The organism is Streptomyces sp. CG4 (assembly GCF_041080655.1).
Lineage (GTDB): Bacteria > Actinomycetota > Actinomycetes > Streptomycetales > Streptomycetaceae > Streptomyces.
Map to the genome: position 1 here is coordinate 6,835,545 of NZ_CP163525.1, position 16,348 is coordinate 6,851,892.

At 70.4% G+C, this 16,348-nt stretch carries 12 protein-coding genes; 6 read left to right on the forward strand and 6 right to left on the reverse strand.

From position 1 onward, the window contains the following. The first annotated feature begins 57 nt into the window (after window positions 1-57). Window positions 58-1,419 (forward strand): type I glutamate--ammonia ligase, encoded by a 1,362-nt coding sequence (gene glnA, locus AB5L52_RS31240; protein ID WP_351034352.1) that lies wholly within the window; start codon window positions 58-60, stop codon window positions 1,417-1,419. Window positions 1,420-1,557: 138 nt separating this feature from the next. On the opposite strand, the gene AB5L52_RS31245 is transcribed toward glnA, so the two are convergent. Genes AB5L52_RS31245 through AB5L52_RS31260 form a run of 4 tightly spaced genes read right to left on the reverse strand, consistent with a single transcriptional unit; the run spans window position 1,558 to window position 5,064 of the window. After that, window positions 1,558-1,845 (reverse strand): hypothetical protein, encoded by a 288-nt coding sequence (locus tag AB5L52_RS31245; protein WP_351018400.1) that lies wholly within the window; start codon window positions 1,843-1,845, stop codon window positions 1,558-1,560. A 54-nt stretch (window positions 1,846-1,899) separates the two neighbouring features. Next, on the reverse strand, window positions 1,900-2,919 hold the full coding sequence (locus tag AB5L52_RS31250; protein WP_369367298.1) for a TolB family protein: 1,020 nt from the start codon (window positions 2,917-2,919) through the stop codon (window positions 1,900-1,902). Next, window positions 2,916-4,175, reverse strand: coding sequence for an MFS transporter (locus tag AB5L52_RS31255; RefSeq protein WP_369367299.1), 1,260 nt, complete (start codon window positions 4,173-4,175; stop codon window positions 2,916-2,918). The genes AB5L52_RS31250 and AB5L52_RS31255 overlap by 4 nt, the downstream gene beginning before the upstream one ends. Window position 4,176: 1 nt before the next feature. Then, window positions 4,177-5,064 carry an alkaline phosphatase family protein gene (locus tag AB5L52_RS31260; protein WP_351566194.1) on the reverse strand — a complete coding sequence of 296 codons (888 nt, stop codon included), beginning with the start codon at window positions 5,062-5,064 and terminating at the stop codon, window positions 4,177-4,179. Between the two features lie 564 nt (window positions 5,065-5,628). Between AB5L52_RS31260 and AB5L52_RS31265 the strand changes: the two genes are divergently transcribed. Further along, a complete protein-coding gene (locus AB5L52_RS31265; protein ID WP_369367300.1) occupies window positions 5,629-8,631 on the forward strand; it encodes a bifunctional [glutamine synthetase] adenylyltransferase/[glutamine synthetase]-adenylyl-L-tyrosine phosphorylase in 3,003 nt (1,000 codons plus the stop codon). 54 nt (window positions 8,632-8,685) lie between these two features. On the opposite strand, the gene AB5L52_RS31270 is transcribed toward AB5L52_RS31265, so the two are convergent. Together AB5L52_RS31270 and AB5L52_RS31275 are read right to left on the reverse strand one after the other, a co-directional pair. Next, a complete protein-coding gene (locus AB5L52_RS31270) occupies window positions 8,686-9,573 on the reverse strand; it encodes a phosphatase PAP2 family protein (protein WP_351566200.1) in 888 nt (295 codons plus the stop codon). A 68-nt stretch (window positions 9,574-9,641) separates the two neighbouring features. Beyond that, entirely contained in the window at window positions 9,642-10,676 is a 1,035-nt protein-coding gene (locus AB5L52_RS31275) for a LacI family DNA-binding transcriptional regulator (RefSeq protein WP_351018383.1), read from the reverse strand. Window positions 10,677-11,058: 382 nt separating this feature from the next. Between AB5L52_RS31275 and AB5L52_RS31280 the strand changes: the two genes are divergently transcribed. The 4 genes from AB5L52_RS31280 to AB5L52_RS31295 all read left to right on the forward strand — a co-directional run bounded on the left by AB5L52_RS31280 (window position 11,059) and on the right by AB5L52_RS31295 (window position 16,219). After that, the gene (locus AB5L52_RS31280; protein WP_369367301.1) at window positions 11,059-12,333 is read left to right on the forward strand and encodes an extracellular solute-binding protein; all 1,275 of its coding nucleotides are present in this window, start codon (window positions 11,059-11,061) and stop codon (window positions 12,331-12,333) included. A gap of 97 nt (window positions 12,334-12,430) precedes the next feature. Further along, the gene (locus AB5L52_RS31285) at window positions 12,431-13,435 is read left to right on the forward strand and encodes a sugar ABC transporter permease (protein ID WP_351018377.1); all 1,005 of its coding nucleotides are present in this window, start codon (window positions 12,431-12,433) and stop codon (window positions 13,433-13,435) included. A 19-nt stretch (window positions 13,436-13,454) separates the two neighbouring features. Continuing rightward, window positions 13,455-14,366 carry an ABC transporter permease subunit gene (locus tag AB5L52_RS31290; RefSeq protein ID WP_351018374.1) on the forward strand — a complete coding sequence of 304 codons (912 nt, stop codon included), beginning with the start codon at window positions 13,455-13,457 and terminating at the stop codon, window positions 14,364-14,366. A 167-nt stretch (window positions 14,367-14,533) separates the two neighbouring features. Continuing rightward, window positions 14,534-16,219, forward strand: coding sequence for a glycoside hydrolase family 13 protein (locus AB5L52_RS31295; protein ID WP_351018371.1), 1,686 nt, complete (start codon window positions 14,534-14,536; stop codon window positions 16,217-16,219). Window positions 16,220-16,348: the final 129 nt, after the last annotated feature.

Below are 16,348 nucleotides of genomic sequence, written 5' to 3' on the forward strand. Positions count from 1 at the left end.
GCCTGCCGGTGGCACCCGGGAAAGGCGGCCTGACCAGCAAGGATGGGGAAGCGGAAGATGGACAAGCAGCAGGAGTTCGTGCTCCGGACGTTGGAAGAGCGCGACATCCGGTTCGTGCGCCTGTGGTTCACCGACGTGCTGGGCTTCCTCAAGTCCGTCGCCGTGGCCCCCGCCGAGCTGGAGCAGGCCTTCGACGAGGGCATCGGATTCGACGGATCCGCCATCGAGGGCTTCGCCCGGGTCTACGAGTCCGACATGATCGCCAAGCCGGACCCCTCCACCTTCCAGGTCCTGCCCTGGCGCGCGGAGACCCCCGGCACCGCCCGCATGTTCTGCGACATCCTCATGCCGGACGGCTCGCCGTCCTTCGCGGACCCGCGCTATGTCCTGAAGCGCGCCCTGGCCCGCACCTCCGACCTGGGCTTCACCTTCTACACCCACCCCGAGATCGAGTTCTTCCTGCTGAAGGACCGCCCGCTGGACGGCTCCCGCCCCACCCCGGCCGACAACTCGGGCTACTTCGACCACACCCCGACCAACGTCGGCATGGACTTCCGCCGCCAGGCGATCACCATGCTGGAGTCGATGGGGATCTCGGTGGAGTTCTCCCACCACGAGGGCGCCCCGGGCCAGCAGGAGATCGACCTGCGCTACGCCGACGCGCTCTCCACCGCGGACAACATCATGACGTTCCGCCTGGTCATGAAGCAGGTCGCGCTGGAGCAGGGCGTCCAGGCGACCTTCATGCCGAAGCCCTTCTCCGAGCACCCGGGCAGCGGCATGCACACCCACCTCTCCCTCTTCGAGGGCGACCGCAACGCGTTCTACGAGTCGGGCTCCGAGTACCAGCTCTCCAAGGTCGGCCGCTCCTTCATCGCCGGCCTGCTCAAGCACGCGGCGGAGATCTCCGCGGTCACCAACCAGTGGGTGAACTCGTACAAGCGCATCTGGGGCGGCTCCGAGCGCACCGCGGGCGCCGGCGGCGAGGCTCCGTCGTACATCTGCTGGGGCCACAACAACCGCAGCGCCCTGGTCCGCGTCCCGATGTACAAGCCCGGCAAGACCGGCTCCGCCCGGGTCGAGGTCCGCTCCATCGACTCCGGCGCCAACCCGTACCTGGCCTACGCCGTCCTGCTGGCCGCCGGCCTGAAGGGCATCGAGGAGGGCTACGAGCTCCCGCCGGGCGCCGAGGACGACGTCTGGGCCCTCTCCGACGCCGAGCGCCGCGCGATGGGCATCGAACCCCTCCCGCAGAACCTCGGCGAGGCCCTCGCCCTGATGGAACGCAGCGACCTGGTCGCCGAGACCCTCGGCGAGCACGTCTTCGACTTCTTCCTGCGCAACAAGCAGGCCGAGTGGCACGAGTACCGCAGCGAGGTCACGGCCTTCGAGCTGCGGAAGAATCTGCCGGTGCTGTAGGCGCAGGTCGGGCGGGTTTCCGCCGAAATGATCCCTTGGGGCCGACGGTCGTGGACCGTCGGCCCCGTCGCGTCCCACTCCCTCTGGGCCGTCGTGGGTGTTCTCGGCCCGGCAGGTCCTTCTCGGCCGGGCCGGGCGTCACCCCGCGTCGGCTTCGGAGTTGGTCTCCTGGTACTGCTGCACGTGACCGGGCCGGGGCTTCACCTGACCGCCGTGGTCGCGGTTGTTGCAGGCGTCGTACACCGGCTGGCTGGTCCCGGGCACGACGAAGGGAACCAGTCCGAGGGCCTGCTGGCAGATCTTGTTCCCGGACAGGGTCCGGCCGGCGATGTTGATACGGCCGTGGTCGCCGTCGTGGGCGTGGGCCGGAGCGGCGAACCCGAGACCGGCCGCGGTGAGCGCGGCAAGAGCGGTGATCTTCTTCATAGCCTGGTCAACGACACCGGATCCGCCCAGGTCACGCGGCCGCGGCCGGTATGGCTATCCGACGTACGCCGGTGACACGGCGGCCTCGGTGATCCGCCGCGGCGCCCCCGACCCGTCGGCCGGAGCCTGGTACAGATCGGCGCCGTAGTCCCCCGGCAGCGCGTACACGACCGTACGGGCGTCCCGCCACACCGCCTGGTCGTCCACGCTCCTCCGCTCGGCCAGCGGGGTCTCCCGCATGGTGCGCAGGTCGAGGACGTACAGATGCCAAGGAGCGTCCTTCGGCAGCCCCTTGACCCGCTTCTTGTAGGCGATCCGCGTCCCGTCGGGCGAGAGCGAGGGACACTCGACATCGGCGTGCAGGGTCGTGACGGTACGGGCGCGCAGATCGCCCTGCACCAGATAGGTGCTGCCCTTGGTCGCGAGCGTCGCGTAGAAGGTGCGGTCGTCGCGGGCGAAGGTCACGCCCCAGAAGTTGGCGTCCGGCGCCCGGTACGGATGCCCGTCCTTGACGATCCGGAAGTCCTCCAGCGACGGGATCAGCCGGCCGCTCCGGGTGTCCACGATCGCCGTACGCGTCGAGAAGTTCGTACCGGCGTAACTGTCACCGCCCACGAACGCCGTCCAGGCGGCGAAGTGCCCGGTGGGGGAGACCCGGGCACGCGACGGAATCCCCGGTACGTCGTACGTGTGCACGGTCCGCAGCCGAGCGTCCAGAATCAGCGCCCGGTACGTGTCCGAAACCGCCCCATGCACCGCTTGCAGGCACACACCCGTCCCCGAAGCGGCGTAGAACCGCAGGCACTTGACGCCCGACGCGGTGCGCGCCCCCGACGGATCGCCCGCCGGAACGCTGACGACCTCGTCCCTATGCGGCCCCCACGCCATGTTCCGGAAGAGCAGCGACCCCTGCCCGGTCAGCGTCACCGCCCCCGGCGTGACCCGCGGACCGCCCGCCTGGGTGTGGTCGCGCCGGTCGGCCCGGGCCGAGGCATGCAGCACCGACGCGACCCCGATCGCCGCCAGCACGGCGACGGCCGAGACCAGGATCAGGACGCGGTTGCGTACGGTCATGCGGGCACCGTCCCCTTCGGGCGCAGGGTGAGGGAGAACAGGGCACAAGCGGCCAGCGCCACGGCCGCCCCCGCCAGCGCCGCGCGGTCGCCCCACACCGTCCAGGCCGCACCGAACAGCAGCGAGCAGGCGAACCGGGCCATGGCCTGCCCGGTCTGCACGAGGGCCAGCCCGGACGAGCGCAGCGCCTCCGGCACCCCGTCCGAGGCCGCCGCCATCAGCACCCCGTCGGTGGCCGCGTAGAAGGCGCCGTGCAGGGCGAGGACGACATACGGCAGCGCCGAGCCGCGCCACGCCGTGAGCAGCAACGCGTATGCGACCAGCAGACCACCGTGCCCGGCCACGAACACGGCCCACCGGCCCACCCGGTCCGCGAGCCGCCCGAGCACCACCGCGAGCAGCAGGAACGAGGCGGCCGTCCCGAGCGGCAGCAGGGCGAACCACCGGTCCGGCACACCCAGCCGGCGCTGCAGCAGCAGATAGACGAACGAGTCACTCACCGTGGCAAGCCCCAGCAGCAGCGCGCACACGGTGATCCGCCGCAGCTCACGCCGCCGCAACAACCCCACCGCACCCCGCAGGGTGGGCCGCTCGACCGGGACCGCGTCACCCCGCCCGCCCGGCACGAAGAGCACCAGCACCAGCACACCGACGACCGCGACACAGAAGCTGACGGTGAACACCGCGTCGTACCCGTCGACGGTCGCCCGCAGGATCAGAAAGGCGACCAGCGGCCCGAGCAGCGCCCCGGCCGTGTCCATCGCCCGGTGCACCCCGAAGGCACGCCCCCGGGTCTCGGCCGTACTCGACAACGAGATGAGCGCATCGCGCGGAGCGGTCCGCAACCCCTTCCCCGTGCGGTCGGCGGCCAGAACCAGCCCGATCGGCGTCAGCGAATGAGCGACCAGCAGCAACGGCTTGCACACGGCGGAGATGCCGTACCCCACCCCGGCGACCCACTTGTGCCGCCCGCCGCCGCGGTCCGCGAGATGCCCGCCCACCAGCCGCACGAGGGCCGAGAACCCGTTGTAGACGCCGTCGAGCAGCCCGAACCCCAAGGGCGACAGACCGAGCCCGGTGACCAGGTACAACGGCAGAACGGCGGTGACCATCTCGCTCGACACATCGGTCACCAGACTGACCGTTCCGAGCGCGAACACGGTTGGGGCGATCGCGGCACGGCGCCGCCCGGCCACGGGCCGGACGGCACCGTCCGCGGACGCCGGCGCGCTTGCGCGGCTGTCCGCTACGTACACGTCACGAGGCCCAGATGCCGGTGATGTCGTTGGCGGAGTCCGCGTTGCCCGCGTGCGAGGTCAGCCCCTGGCTGTCCTCCAGGGTGCGCAGCAGGTCGTAGTGGTTGTACGTCGTGGAACTGGACGACCCGGCAGCGACCGGCTGCCCGTACAGCACGGTCGGGATCCGGTTCCCGCTCAGCCGGTTGTCCTCGTCGAAGGTGACGACGAGCAGGCTGTTGTGGGTCTTGGCCCAACTCGCGTAGCCGCCCAGGTTGTCCTTCAGCCAGGTGTCACCGGTGGACACCGAGCAGTCGTGCATGTCGCTGCACAGATTCGGGGTCACGAACGACACCTGCGGCAACGTGGAGTAGTCCGTCGGGAACTCGTCGAACGTCTTCGCGCTCGACGTGGGCACATTGCCGAACCCGAACCACGGGTTGTGCTTCTGCGCGTAGTCGCCGCTGCTGCAATCCGTCGCACCGTCGCTGGGCAGCGACTCGTTGTAGCTGGCCCAGGTACGGCCGGCGTCGATCACCTCGGACGCCAGGTTCGGGGCCGACGAGAAGCCCGGATCGACACAACTGTCGTCCGTGACTCCCTGCGTCGAACCGGAGAACAGGGCGTAGTAGTTGGGCTGGCTCGGGTGGGTCTCGGCGTACGACTGCGTCAGGCTGGCACCTCCCGAGACCAGCGAGTTGATGTACGGGGCTTTGGAGGAGCCGATGACCTGGCTGTACGCGTGGTTCTCCATGACCACGACGACCACGTGATCCGGAGTCGGCACGGCGCCCGCGGCGTGCGCGGACCCTTCGCCGACCCCGGTCCACAGCCCGACCGCGGCCGCGGCGAGGGCCGCTGAGGACGCCACGACGGTACGGGCACGGCGGTACACGGAACTGCCGGACACATCAACCTCCGGGGTGGGGGATGGGGTTGGTGATGCGGACAGAGCATGCACACGCCAATATTCCCCTGCCTCACGGCACCCAACCGAAAAGGTGAAGACCAGATGAACTGCTGCCTCAAGCCGCGTACGGCGGGAAGGGGACGTGGCGGGTGGTGTCCGCCCGCAGCGGCCGGCGAAAACCCCGGACACCCCATCAAGCAACTGCCCGCCGGACCGAGGACGGACGCCACCCGCCGCGGCACCGACACACAGCGGACCGCAGGCACATGACCACGCACCTGCAGGCACCCACGACGAGACGCGCGCACCCACAGGAACCACGGCCACCCATATGCGGACCGCAGCCACTCACGACGACGCACCCGCACCCACCCACGACACGCACCCGCACCCACAAGGCCCGCAGCCACCCACGACCACGCCCCCGCAGGCCGCAGGCCCCGCAATCCACCCCCCACCCGCACCCCCCACCCCCCCAAGGCCCGCCGCAGGCGTCCGCAGTCACCTCCGCCCGTTCCGGTTAGGCTCTGGCCAGGAAGACCGATATCGCAGGGGAGGCCGAGCATGACGCCGGGCCGCAGGAGCAGCACCTTCACCCGCCTGCTCCGACACGGCTTCACCGACCCCTCCGCCGCAGAGCGCCTCCTGGACGGCCCGGAACTCGCCCCCGTCCGCGACGACCCGTTCCTCCTGGAAGCCCTGGGCGCCACCGCCGACCCCGACCTCGCCCTGCACGGCCTGGTCCGCCTCCTGGAGGCCCAGGACGGCCCCACGGCCCACCGCGAACTGCTGGACACCCTCATCGCGGCCAAGCCCCTCCGCGACCGACTCCTCGGCGTCCTCGGCGCCTCCGCCGCCCTCACCGACCACCTGGCCCGCCACCCCGCCGACTGGCAGGCCCTGGTCATGTACGAGCCGCAGGACCTGCACCCGGGCCTCATGGAGTTCGAACGCGGCCTGGCCGGCGCCACCGACCCCGTCTCCCTGCGCGTGGCCTACCGCCGCTGCCTCCTCTCCATCGCGGCCCGCGACGTCTGCGGCACCACGGACCTCGCCGAGACGGCCGCAGAACTGGCGGACCTCGCCACCGCCACCCTCCGCACGGCCCTGGCCATAGCGCAGGCGCACGCCCCCGAGGACGCCGCCGCCTGCCGCCTCGCGGTGATCGCGATGGGCAAGTGCGGCGGCCACGAACTGAACTACGTCTCCGACGTGGACGTGATCTTCGTAGCGGAAGCGACCGAAGCCACCACCGAGGCCAAGGCCCTCACCTCCGCCACCCGCCTCGCCTCGCACCTGATGCGGATCTGCTCGGAGACGACCGTCGAGGGCTCCATCTGGCCGGTGGACGCCAACCTCCGCCCCGAGGGCCGCAACGGCCCCCTCGTCCGCACCCTCTCCTCCCACCTCGCCTACTACCAACGCTGGGCGAAAACCTGGGAGTTCCAGGCCCTGCTCAAGGCCCGCCCGGTGGCCGGCGACGCGGACCTGGGCCAGGCGTACGTCGACGCACTGGAACCGATGGTCTGGACGGCGGCGGAGCGCGACAACTTCGTCGCGGACGTCCAGAAAATGCGCCGCAGGGTCGTGGAGAACATCCCGGCGTCCGAGATCGAAAGAGAACTCAAACTCGGCCCGGGCGGCCTCCGCGACGTCGAATTCGCCGTCCAGCTGCTCCAGTTGGTCCACGGCCGCACCGACCCCGCCCTGCGCAGCGGCACCACCCTGGACGCCCTCCAGGCCCTGGCCGCCGGAGGCTACGTGGGCCGCGAGGACGCCGCCCGCCTCGACGAGGCGTACCGTTTCCTGCGCAGTATGGAACACCGCATCCAGCTCTACCGCCTGCGCCGCACCCACCTGGTCCCCGTCGAGCAGGAGGACCAGCGGCGTCTGGGCCGCTCGCTCGGCCTGCGCACGGACCCGGCGGCGGAGCTGATCCGGGAGTGGAAGCGGCACACGGGCGTCGTACGCCGGCTCCACGAGAAGCTCTTCTACCGCCCGCTCCTCGACGCGGTGGCCCAACTCGCCCCCGGCGAGGCCCGCCTGAGCGCCGAAGCGGCCCGCGCACGCCTGATCGCCCTCGGCTACGCCGACCCGGCGGCGGCCCTGCGCCACCTGGAGGCCCTGGCTTCGGGCGTGACCCGCAAGGCGGCCATCCAGCGCACCCTCCTGCCCGTCCTCCTCGGCTGGTTCGCCGACTCCGCGGACCCGGACGCGGGCCTGCTGAACTTCCGCAAGGTCTCCGACGCGCTCGGCAAGACCCCCTGGTACCTGCGCCTGCTGCGCGACGAGGGCGCCGCGGCGGAGAACCTGGCCCGCGTCCTGTCGGCGGGCCGCCTCGCCCCCGACCTCCTCATGCGCGCCCCCGAGGCGGTGGCCCTGCTGGGCGACGGCGACGGCGGCGGCGGACTGGAGCCCCGCGAGCGCGCGCCGCTGGAGCAGGAGATCCTGGCCGCGGTGGGCCGCGCGGAGAACGCCGAGCAGGGGGTCACCGCGGCCCGCGGGGTACGCCGCCGCGAACTGTTCCGCACCGCCGCCGGCGACATCGTCGACTCCTACGGCACGGAGAACAACCACGCCGAGGCCGACCAGGGCGCCCTCGTGGACCGGGTCGGCGCGGCGGTCTCCGACCTCACGGCCGCGACCCTCGCGGGCACCCTGCGCGCGGTGGTCCGGGACGGCTGGGGCGACACGCTCCCCACCCGCTTCGCGATCATAGGGATGGGCCGGTTCGGCGGCCACGAGCTGGGCTACGGCTCCGACGCGGACGTCGTCTTCGTACACGAACCGCAGGACGGCGTGGACGAGCATGAGGCGGCGGCCGCCGCGAACAAGGTCGTGGCCGAGATGCGCCGCCTGCTCCAGCTGCCCAGCGCCGACCCGGCGCTGCTCATCGACGCCGACCTGCGCCCGGAGGGCAAGTCGGGCCCGCTGGTGCGCACCCTGAAGGCGTACGAGGCGTACTACCGCCGCTGGTCCCTGGTCTGGGAGTCCCAGGCGCTGCTGCGGGCGGAACCGGTGGCCGGGGACGAGGACCTGGGCCGGCGCTTCACGGAACTGATCGACCCGCTGCGCTACCCACGGCACGGCCTCGCGGAGGAGGCCGTCCGCGAGATCCGCCGGCTGAAGGCCCGTATGGAGTCCGAGCGCCTGCCGCGCGGCGCCGACCCCAAGCTGCACACCAAGCTGGGCCCGGGCGGCCTGTCCGACGTCGAGTGGACCGTGCAGCTGTTCCAGCTCCGGCACGGCTGGGACCACCCCGGCCTGCGCACCACCCGCACCCGCGGGGCGCTGGCCGCGGCCCGCGAGGCCGGGCTGCTGTCGGCCGAGGAGGCGGAGATCCTGGACGAGGCCTGGGTGCTGGCCACGCGGGTGCGCAACGCGGTGATGCTGGTACGCGGCCGCGCCGGGGACACCTTCCCCACCGAGCCCCGGGAGCTGGCGGCCGTGGGCCGCTACCTGGGCTACGGCGCCGGTCACGCGGGAGACATGCTGGACGCGTACCGCCGTACGACGCGACGGGCACGCACGGTGGTGGAGGAACTGTTCTACGGCGACTCGACGTGACGACGACACGCAGCGCGACCACCGGCAGGCACCACGAGGACACAAACCGATCCGCTAAGCCCGAGCCACCTCGGGCTCAGGTTCAGGCTCGGCCGTCGCCCCCCACCGCCGCACGACCCGAGGCAGCGCATACGGCACGGCCCCGTACCACGCCCGCGCCACCGTGAACCCGAACGCCAGGCACAGCACACCCCCCACCGCGTCCAGCCAGAAGTGGTTGGCGGTGGCAACGATCACCAGCAGGGTGGCCGTCGGATACAGCAGCCCCAGCACCCGCGCCCACGGCACCGACGCCAGCGCGAAGATCGTCAGCCCGCACCACAGCGACCAGCCGATGTGCATCGACGGCATCGCCGCGTACTGGTTCGACATGTGCTTCAGATCGCCGGAGGCCATCGAGCCCCAGGTGTGGTGCACCACCACCGTGTCCACGAACTGCCCGTCGCGCATCAGCCGGGGCGGAGCCAGCGGAAACAGGTAGTAACCGAGCAGGGCCACACCCGTCGTCGCGAACAGCACCAGCCGGGCCGCCGCATAGCGGCCGGGATGCCATCGGTACAGCCACACCAGGACACCGATCGTGACGATGAAGTGCAGTGTGGCGTAGTAGTAGTTCATCCCGATGATCAACCAAGTCACCGAGTTCAGCGCGTGGTTGACCGACTGCTCGACGGCGATGCCCAGATGGTGCTCGGCCCGCCAGATCCAGTCCGCGTTGCGCAGCGCCTCGGCCTTCTGCTCCGGGACCGCGTTGCGGATCAGCGAGTACGTCCAGTAACTCACCGCGATCAGAAGGATCTCGAACCACAGCCGGGGCCGCCGCGGAGACCGCAGCCGGCCCAGCACACCCGGCAGCCCCCCTGGGCCACGCTCATCCGTGACGGGCCGCGGAACGGCCACTTCCTCGCGACCTTCCAGCTCTGTCACGGACGAGTCACTCATAGGCACAGAGTCTGCCAGAAAAGCCTTCCTCGCCAGATCATCCCAAGGTTGGGTCCGCCCCGCACGTTCTACGACGTACGAACGACATTCGGTGCCGAAGCGGTCGAACCGCGCACCACCAGCTCCGGCATGAACACGAACTCACTGTGCGGCGCGGGCGTCCCGCCGATCTCCTCCAGCAGCGTACGCACCGCGGCCTGCCCCATCGCCGGCACCGGCTTGCGGACGGTGGTCAGCGGCGGATCGGTGAAGGCGATCAGCGGGGAGTCGTCGAAGCCGACCACCGACACGTCCCGCGGCACCTCCAGCCCCCGCTGCCGGGCTGCCCTTATCGCCCCGAGCGCCATCATGTCGCTGGCGCACACCACGGCCGTACAGTTCCGCTCGATCAGCGCCGTGGCCGCCGCCTGGCCGCCCTCCAGCGTGTACAGCGAGTGCTGGATCAGCTCGGTCTCGATCACCTCGGCGGCGAGCCCCAGCAGCTCCTGCATCGCCCGCACGAAACCCTCGATCTTGCGCTGCACCGGCACGAACCGCTTCGGCCCGAGCGCGAGCCCGATCCGGGTGTGCCCCAGCGACACCAGATGGGTCACCGCGAGCGTCATCGCGGCCCGGTCGTCGGGGGAGATGAACGGCGCCTGCACCTTCGGCGAGAAACCGTCCACCAGCACGAACGGCACGCCCTGCGCCCGCAGCCGCTCATAGCGCTGCATGTCGGCGGTGGTGTCCGCGTGCAGCCCGGAGACATAGATGATCCCGGCGACCCCGCGGTCCACGAGCATCTCGGTCAGCTCGTCCTCGGTCGACCCGCCCGGCGTCTGCGTGGCGAGCACCGGCGTATAGCCCTGGCGGGTCAGCGCCTGGCCGATGACCTGGGCCAACGCCGGGAATATCGGGTTCTCCAGCTCCGGCGTGATCAGCCCGACCAGTCCCTCGCTGCGCTGCCGCAGCCGGACCGGGCGCTCGTAGCCGAGGACGTCCAGCGCGGCCAGCACGGACTGACGGGTGGTGGCGGCGACGCCCGGCTTCCCGTTGAGGACCCGGCTGACGGTCGCTTCGCTCACCCCCGCCTGCGCAGCGATGTCGGCAAGCCGTGTGGTCACGGCACTGGACTGTACCGGTCGTATGACGCCTTGCACACCGGCCGAACGCCGGGCCCGGCCGGCCGGGCGGCCCGCCGTGGGTTGCTGCCTCATCGCGCTCCCTCGAAAATCTGGTGGCAAGAGCTTGCAGAGTCTTGCACAAGTGCCGTCCGTACCGCCCCATCGGCTTCAATGCGCGGTTGCGCGGGGGTCGATGACGGGTCACGGCGGGGTAACCATCGTGTTCCCTTGCACTTTTTTTCTGCAAGGTCTTTCGGAACGCTTACATCGCTGTTACGTTCCCTGTCGCCCGGCCGCCGCAACGGCGCAGTCGGCAAGACCGCGGGGACGGTGGACGGGACCGCCCCTGCCTCACTCGGGCTTAACCCCTCAAGGAGAACTCATGCGGCGTGGCATAGCGGCCTCCGCGCTGGTGGCGTCCCTCGCCCTGGCGGCGACGGCCTGCGGCGGCGGGACCAGCGACAGCGGCAAGTCGGACGGACCGGTCACCCTCACCTGGTGGGACACCTCCAACGGCACGAATGAGGCGCCGACGTACCAGGCCCTGGTCAAGCAGTTCGAGGCCGCCAACAAGAACATCAAGGTCAACTACGTCGACGTGCCCTTCGACCAGGCGCAGAACAAGTTCGACACCGCGGCCGGCTCCAAGGGCGCCCCGGACATCCTGCGCTCCGAGGTCGGCTGGACCCCGGCCTTCGCGAAGAAGGGCTACTTCCTGCCGCTGGACGGCACCGAGGCCCTCGCCGACCAGGCCAAGTTCCAGCCCAACCTGATCAAGCAGGCCCAGTACCAGGGCAAGACCTACGGTGTCCCGCTGGTCACCGACACTCTCGCCCTCGTCTACAACAAGGCCCTCTTCAAGAAGGCCGGCATCACCGACGCCCCCAAGACCTGGGACGAGCTGAAGTCGGATGCCGCCAAGGTCAAGGACAAGACCGGCGCCGACGGCTACTGGGGCTCCACCCAGGCCTACTACGCCCAGAGCTTCCTCTACGGCGAGGGCACCGACACCGTCGACGCCACCGCCAAGAAGATCACCGTCGACTCGGCCGCCGCCAAGAAGGCCTACGGCACCTGGCTGAGCACCTTCTCCGGCAAGGGCCTGCACAAGGCCGACACCACCGCCGACGCCTACGCCCACATCCAGGACGCGTTCGTCAACGGCAAGGTCGCCGCGATCGTCCAGGGACCCTGGGAGATCACGAACATCTACAAGGGCAGCGCCTTCAAGGACAAGTCCAACCTCGGCATCGCCGTCGTCCCGGCCGGTTCCAGCGGCAAGGCGGGCGCCCCGACCGGCGGCCACAACCTGTCCGTCTACGCCGGCTCCGACAAGGCCCACCAGGACGCGGCCCTGAAGTTCCTGAAGTTCATGACCTCGGCGACCTCCCAGGAGACCATCGCCCTGAAGAACTCCACCCTGCCCACCCGCTCCGACGCCTACACCGCGAAGGTCACGGCCGACCCCGGCATCGCCGGCTTCCAGGGCGTCCTCGGCGCCGCCCAGCCCCGCCCGGCCCTGCCCGAGTACAGCTCCCTGTGGGGTCCGCTGGACATCGAGCTGCCCAAGGTCGCCGGCGGCAAGGAGTCCCTCGACCAGGGTCTGAGCAACGCCGAGGTGGCCATCGCCAAGCTGGTCCCCGACTTCAGCAAGTGAGCCCGCGTGGCCGTCGGATCCTCTCTGAGGGGGGAAGGATCCGACGGCCACCGGCCTGTGCCCAGGCCCGCCCCCTGAACCTCCGAAGGTGTCGAACATGACAGTCGCCATCGACCGCGCCACCGGCAACCGCCGCGGTGACCGCGCGCCGCGGCCCGGCCTGGGCCAGCGCATCAGACACGGACTCCAGAAGCACTGGTACGCCTACGCGATGATCGCGCCGGTCGTCATCGTGCTCGGCGTCATCGTCGGCTACCCGCTGCTGCGCGGTTTCTATCTGACCCTCACCGACGCCAACAGCCTCAACTCGGCGCGCACGATCGGCGTCAACCACATCGACGCCACGTACAAGTTCATCGGGATCGGCAACTACAAGGACATCCTGTTCGGCCCGCTGTCCTACGACCGGTTCTGGTCGCACTTCCTGTGGACCGTCTTCTGGACGGCCGCCTGCGTGGCCCTGCACTACACCATCGGCCTGGGCCTCGCGCTCATGCTCAACCAGAAGGTGCGCGGCCGCACCTTCTACCGCCTGCTGCTGGTCCTGCCCTGGGCCGTGCCGACCTTCGTCACCGTCTTCTCCTGGCGGATCATGCTCGCCGACTCCGGCGCGCTCAACCAGTTCCTCGGCGCGCTCCACCTGCCCCAGCCGCAGTGGCTGGAGGACACCTTCTGGCAGCGATCCGCCGCGATCATGGTCAACACCTGGTGCGGTGTGCCGTTCATGATGCTCTCGCTGCTCGGCGGCCTGCAGTCCATCGACTCCACCCTCTACGAGGCCGCGGAGATGGACGGCGCCAGCGCCTGGCAGCAGTTCCGGCACGTCACCCTGCCCGGCCTGCGCTCGGTCAGCTCCACCGTCGTCCTGCTTGGCATCATCTGGACCTTCAACCAGTTCGCCATCATCTTCCTGCTGTTCGGCCCCACCGGTGCGCCCGACGCCCAGATCCTCGTCACCTGGGCCTACTACCTGGGCTTCGGACAGCAGCCGCGTGACTTCGCCCAGTCCGCCGCGTACGGCGTCCTGCTGCTGTCGATCCTGACCGTCTTCACCTCCTTCTACTTCCGCTGGCTGAAGCGCAATGACCAGCTCGCCGTCTGACGCCGCAGGAGCCGCCGCCATGAGCACCACGACCCTTGAGAAGACCGGCACCGGGCCCGCCCCCGCCCCCACCGCCGAGCCCCGCCGCCGCACCCGCCGGCGCGGCGAACGCGGCCCGCTCGGCGCCACCCTGCTGCACGGCGGCCTCGCCCTCGCGAGCCTCATCGCGCTGGCCCCGGTGGCCTGGCTGATCTTCCTGTCCCTCGGCCCGGACAAGGACGACTACCTGCACCCCGGCAAGATCCTGGGCAAGCTCACCTTCTCCAACTACGGCTTCGTGCTGCAGCACACCGCCTTCTTCGACTGGTTCAAGTCGACGATGATCGTGGCCCTCGGCACCACCCTCATCGGTGTCTTCGTCGCGGCCACCACCGGCTACGCCGTCTCGCGCATGCGCTTTCCCGGCTACAAGTCGCTGATGTGGGTCCTCCTGCTCACCCAGGCCTTCCCGATCGCCATCCTGATCGTGCCGATGTACGAGATCTTCAGCGAGCTCGACCTCATCGACACCTACTGGTCGCTGATCGTCATCAACTGCACCACGGCCGTGCCGTACAGCGCCTGGCTGCTCAAGGGGTACTTCGACACCATCCCCTTCGAGATAGACGAGGCGGGTCGGGTGGACGGACTGACCCCCTTCGGCACCTTCTTCCGGCTGATCCTGCCGCTGGCCCGCCCGGGCCTGGCCGTGGCCGCCTTCTACAACTTCATCACCGCGGTCGGCGAGGTCGCCTTCGCGACGACCTTCATGCTGGACGACTCGAAGTACACCTTCGCCGTCGGTCTGCAGACCTTCGTCAGCGAGCACGACGCCCAGTGGAACTACATGGCCGCCACCGCGGTGCTGATCGCGATACCCGTGTCGGTGTTCTTCTACCTCGTGCAGAAGAACCTCGTCACCGGCCTGACCGCGGGCGGCACGAAGGGCTGACGCCCGCATCGCAAGAGAGGCTCCCGCGCGAACTCCGCGCGGGTAGGCGGCCGTGGTATCCATCCGACCCCGCTGACACCGCGGCCGCCTCGCACACCCCCGGTCCCCGGCATCCACCGCCGTACCCACGCGCCCATGCCCGAATTCCCTTACGCATCAAGGACGCCATGAGCCAGCAGCACCCTGCCGCACCGGCCCCCCACTCCGCCACAGCCGCCGTAGCCGACCGCCGCCGCGACTGGTGGCGGGACGCGGTCATCTACCAGGTCTATCCGCGCAGCTTCGCCGACAGCAACGGCGACGGCATGGGCGACCTGGAAGGCGTTCGCTCCCGCCTGCCCTACCTGCGCGACCTCGGCGTCGACGCCGTGTGGCTCAGCCCCTTCTACGCCTCCCCGCAGGCCGACGCCGGCTACGACGTCGCCGACTACCGCGCCGTCGACCCGATGTTCGGCAACCTGCTGGACGCCGACGCGCTGATCCGCGACGCCCACGACCACGGCCTGCGCGTCATCGTCGACCTGGTGCCCAACCACTCCTCCGACCAGCACGAGTGGTTCAAGCGCGCCCTCGCCGAGGGCCCCGGCTCCCCGCTGCGCGAGCGCTACCACTTCCGCCCCGGCAAGGGGAAGAACGGCGAACTGCCGCCCAACGACTGGGAGTCCATCTTCGGCGGCCCCGCCTGGACGCGCGTCACGGAGCCCGATGGCTCGGCCGGAGAGTGGTACCTGCACCTCTTCGCGCCCGAGCAGCCCGACTTCAACTGGGAACACCCGGCCGTGGGCGACGAGTTCCGCTCGATCCTGCGCTTCTGGCTGGACATGGGCGTGGACGGCTTCCGCATCGACGTGGCCCACGGCCTGGTGAAGGCCGACGGCCTGCCCGACCTCGGCTCGCACGAGCAGCTCAAACTGCTGGGCAACGATGTCATGCCGTTCTTCGACCAGGACGGCGTCCACGCGATCTACCGCCAGTGGCGCGGGATCCTCGACGAGTACGCGGGTGAGCGCATCTTCGTGGCGGAGGCCTGGACCCCGACCGTCGAGCGCACCGCCCACTACGTCCGCCCGGACGAACTCCACCAGGCCTTCAACTTCCAGTACCTGTCGACGGAATGGGACGCGAAGGAACTCCGTACGGTCATCGACCGCACCCTGGAGGCGATGCGCCCGGTAGGCGCCCCGGCCACCTGGGTCCTCTCCAACCACGACGTCACCCGCCACGCCACCCGCTTCGCCAACCCGCCCGGCCTGGGCACCCAGATCCGCACGGCCGGCGACCGCGACCTGGGCCTGCGCAGGGCGCGGGCGGCCACCCTCCTCATGCTCGCGCTGCCCGGCTCGGCCTACATCTACCAGGGCGAGGAACTGGGCCTCCCGGACGTGGTGGACCTCCCCGACGAGGTGCGTCAGGACCCGGCGTACTTCCGCGGCGCCGGCCAGGACGGCTTCCGCGACGGCTGCCGCGTCCCGATCCCCTGGACCCGTACGGGCTCCTCGTACGGGTTCGGCACCGGCGGCAGCTGGCTCCCGCAGCCGGAGAGCTGGTCCGAACTGAGCGTGGAGGCCCAGACCGGCGCCCCCGGCTCGACCCTGGAGCTGTACCGCACGGCCCTGACCACCCGCCGAACCCACCCCGGCCTCGGCGCCGGCGACACCGTGCAGTGGCTGCGCGCCCCCGAGGGCGTCCTGGCCTTCCGGCGCGGCGAGTTCGTGTGCGTGGCGAACACCACGGGGGAGCCGGTGACGACCCCGGCGTACGGCCGCGTCCTGCTGGCGAGCGGTGAGGTGACCGAGGCCGACGGCGAGACGAAGGTGCCGGCCGACACGACGGTGTGGTTCACCACGAGCTGACGACCCGTCCAGAAGTTTTTGCATCAACTTCACAACGGCCCGCTGTCTTTCAGGCAGCGGGCCTTTAACATCTGCGTCACCGCAAGTTTGCTGAAATATTTCAGCAAGCGCCTTCAGCGGGCTCCCCAA

Coding starts and splice junctions, on each gene's coding strand:
- AB5L52_RS31250 (WP_369367298.1), bottom strand. CDS start 2,919: ATGACCGTACGCAACCGCGTCCTGATCCTGGTCTCGGCCGTCGCCGTG.
- AB5L52_RS31285 (WP_351018377.1), top strand. CDS start 12,431: ATGACAGTCGCCATCGACCGCGCCACCGGCAACCGCCGCGGTGACCGC.
- AB5L52_RS31290 (WP_351018374.1), top strand. CDS start 13,455: ATGAGCACCACGACCCTTGAGAAGACCGGCACCGGGCCCGCCCCCGCC.
- AB5L52_RS31265 (WP_369367300.1), top strand. CDS start 5,629: ATGACGCCGGGCCGCAGGAGCAGCACCTTCACCCGCCTGCTCCGACAC.
- glnA (WP_351034352.1), top strand. CDS start 58: ATGGACAAGCAGCAGGAGTTCGTGCTCCGGACGTTGGAAGAGCGCGAC.
- AB5L52_RS31295 (WP_351018371.1), top strand. CDS start 14,534: ATGAGCCAGCAGCACCCTGCCGCACCGGCCCCCCACTCCGCCACAGCC.
- AB5L52_RS31270 (WP_351566200.1), bottom strand. CDS start 9,573: ATGAGTGACTCGTCCGTGACAGAGCTGGAAGGTCGCGAGGAAGTGGCC.
- AB5L52_RS31245 (WP_351018400.1), bottom strand. CDS start 1,845: ATGAAGAAGATCACCGCTCTTGCCGCGCTCACCGCGGCCGGTCTCGGG.
- AB5L52_RS31280 (WP_369367301.1), top strand. CDS start 11,059: ATGCGGCGTGGCATAGCGGCCTCCGCGCTGGTGGCGTCCCTCGCCCTG.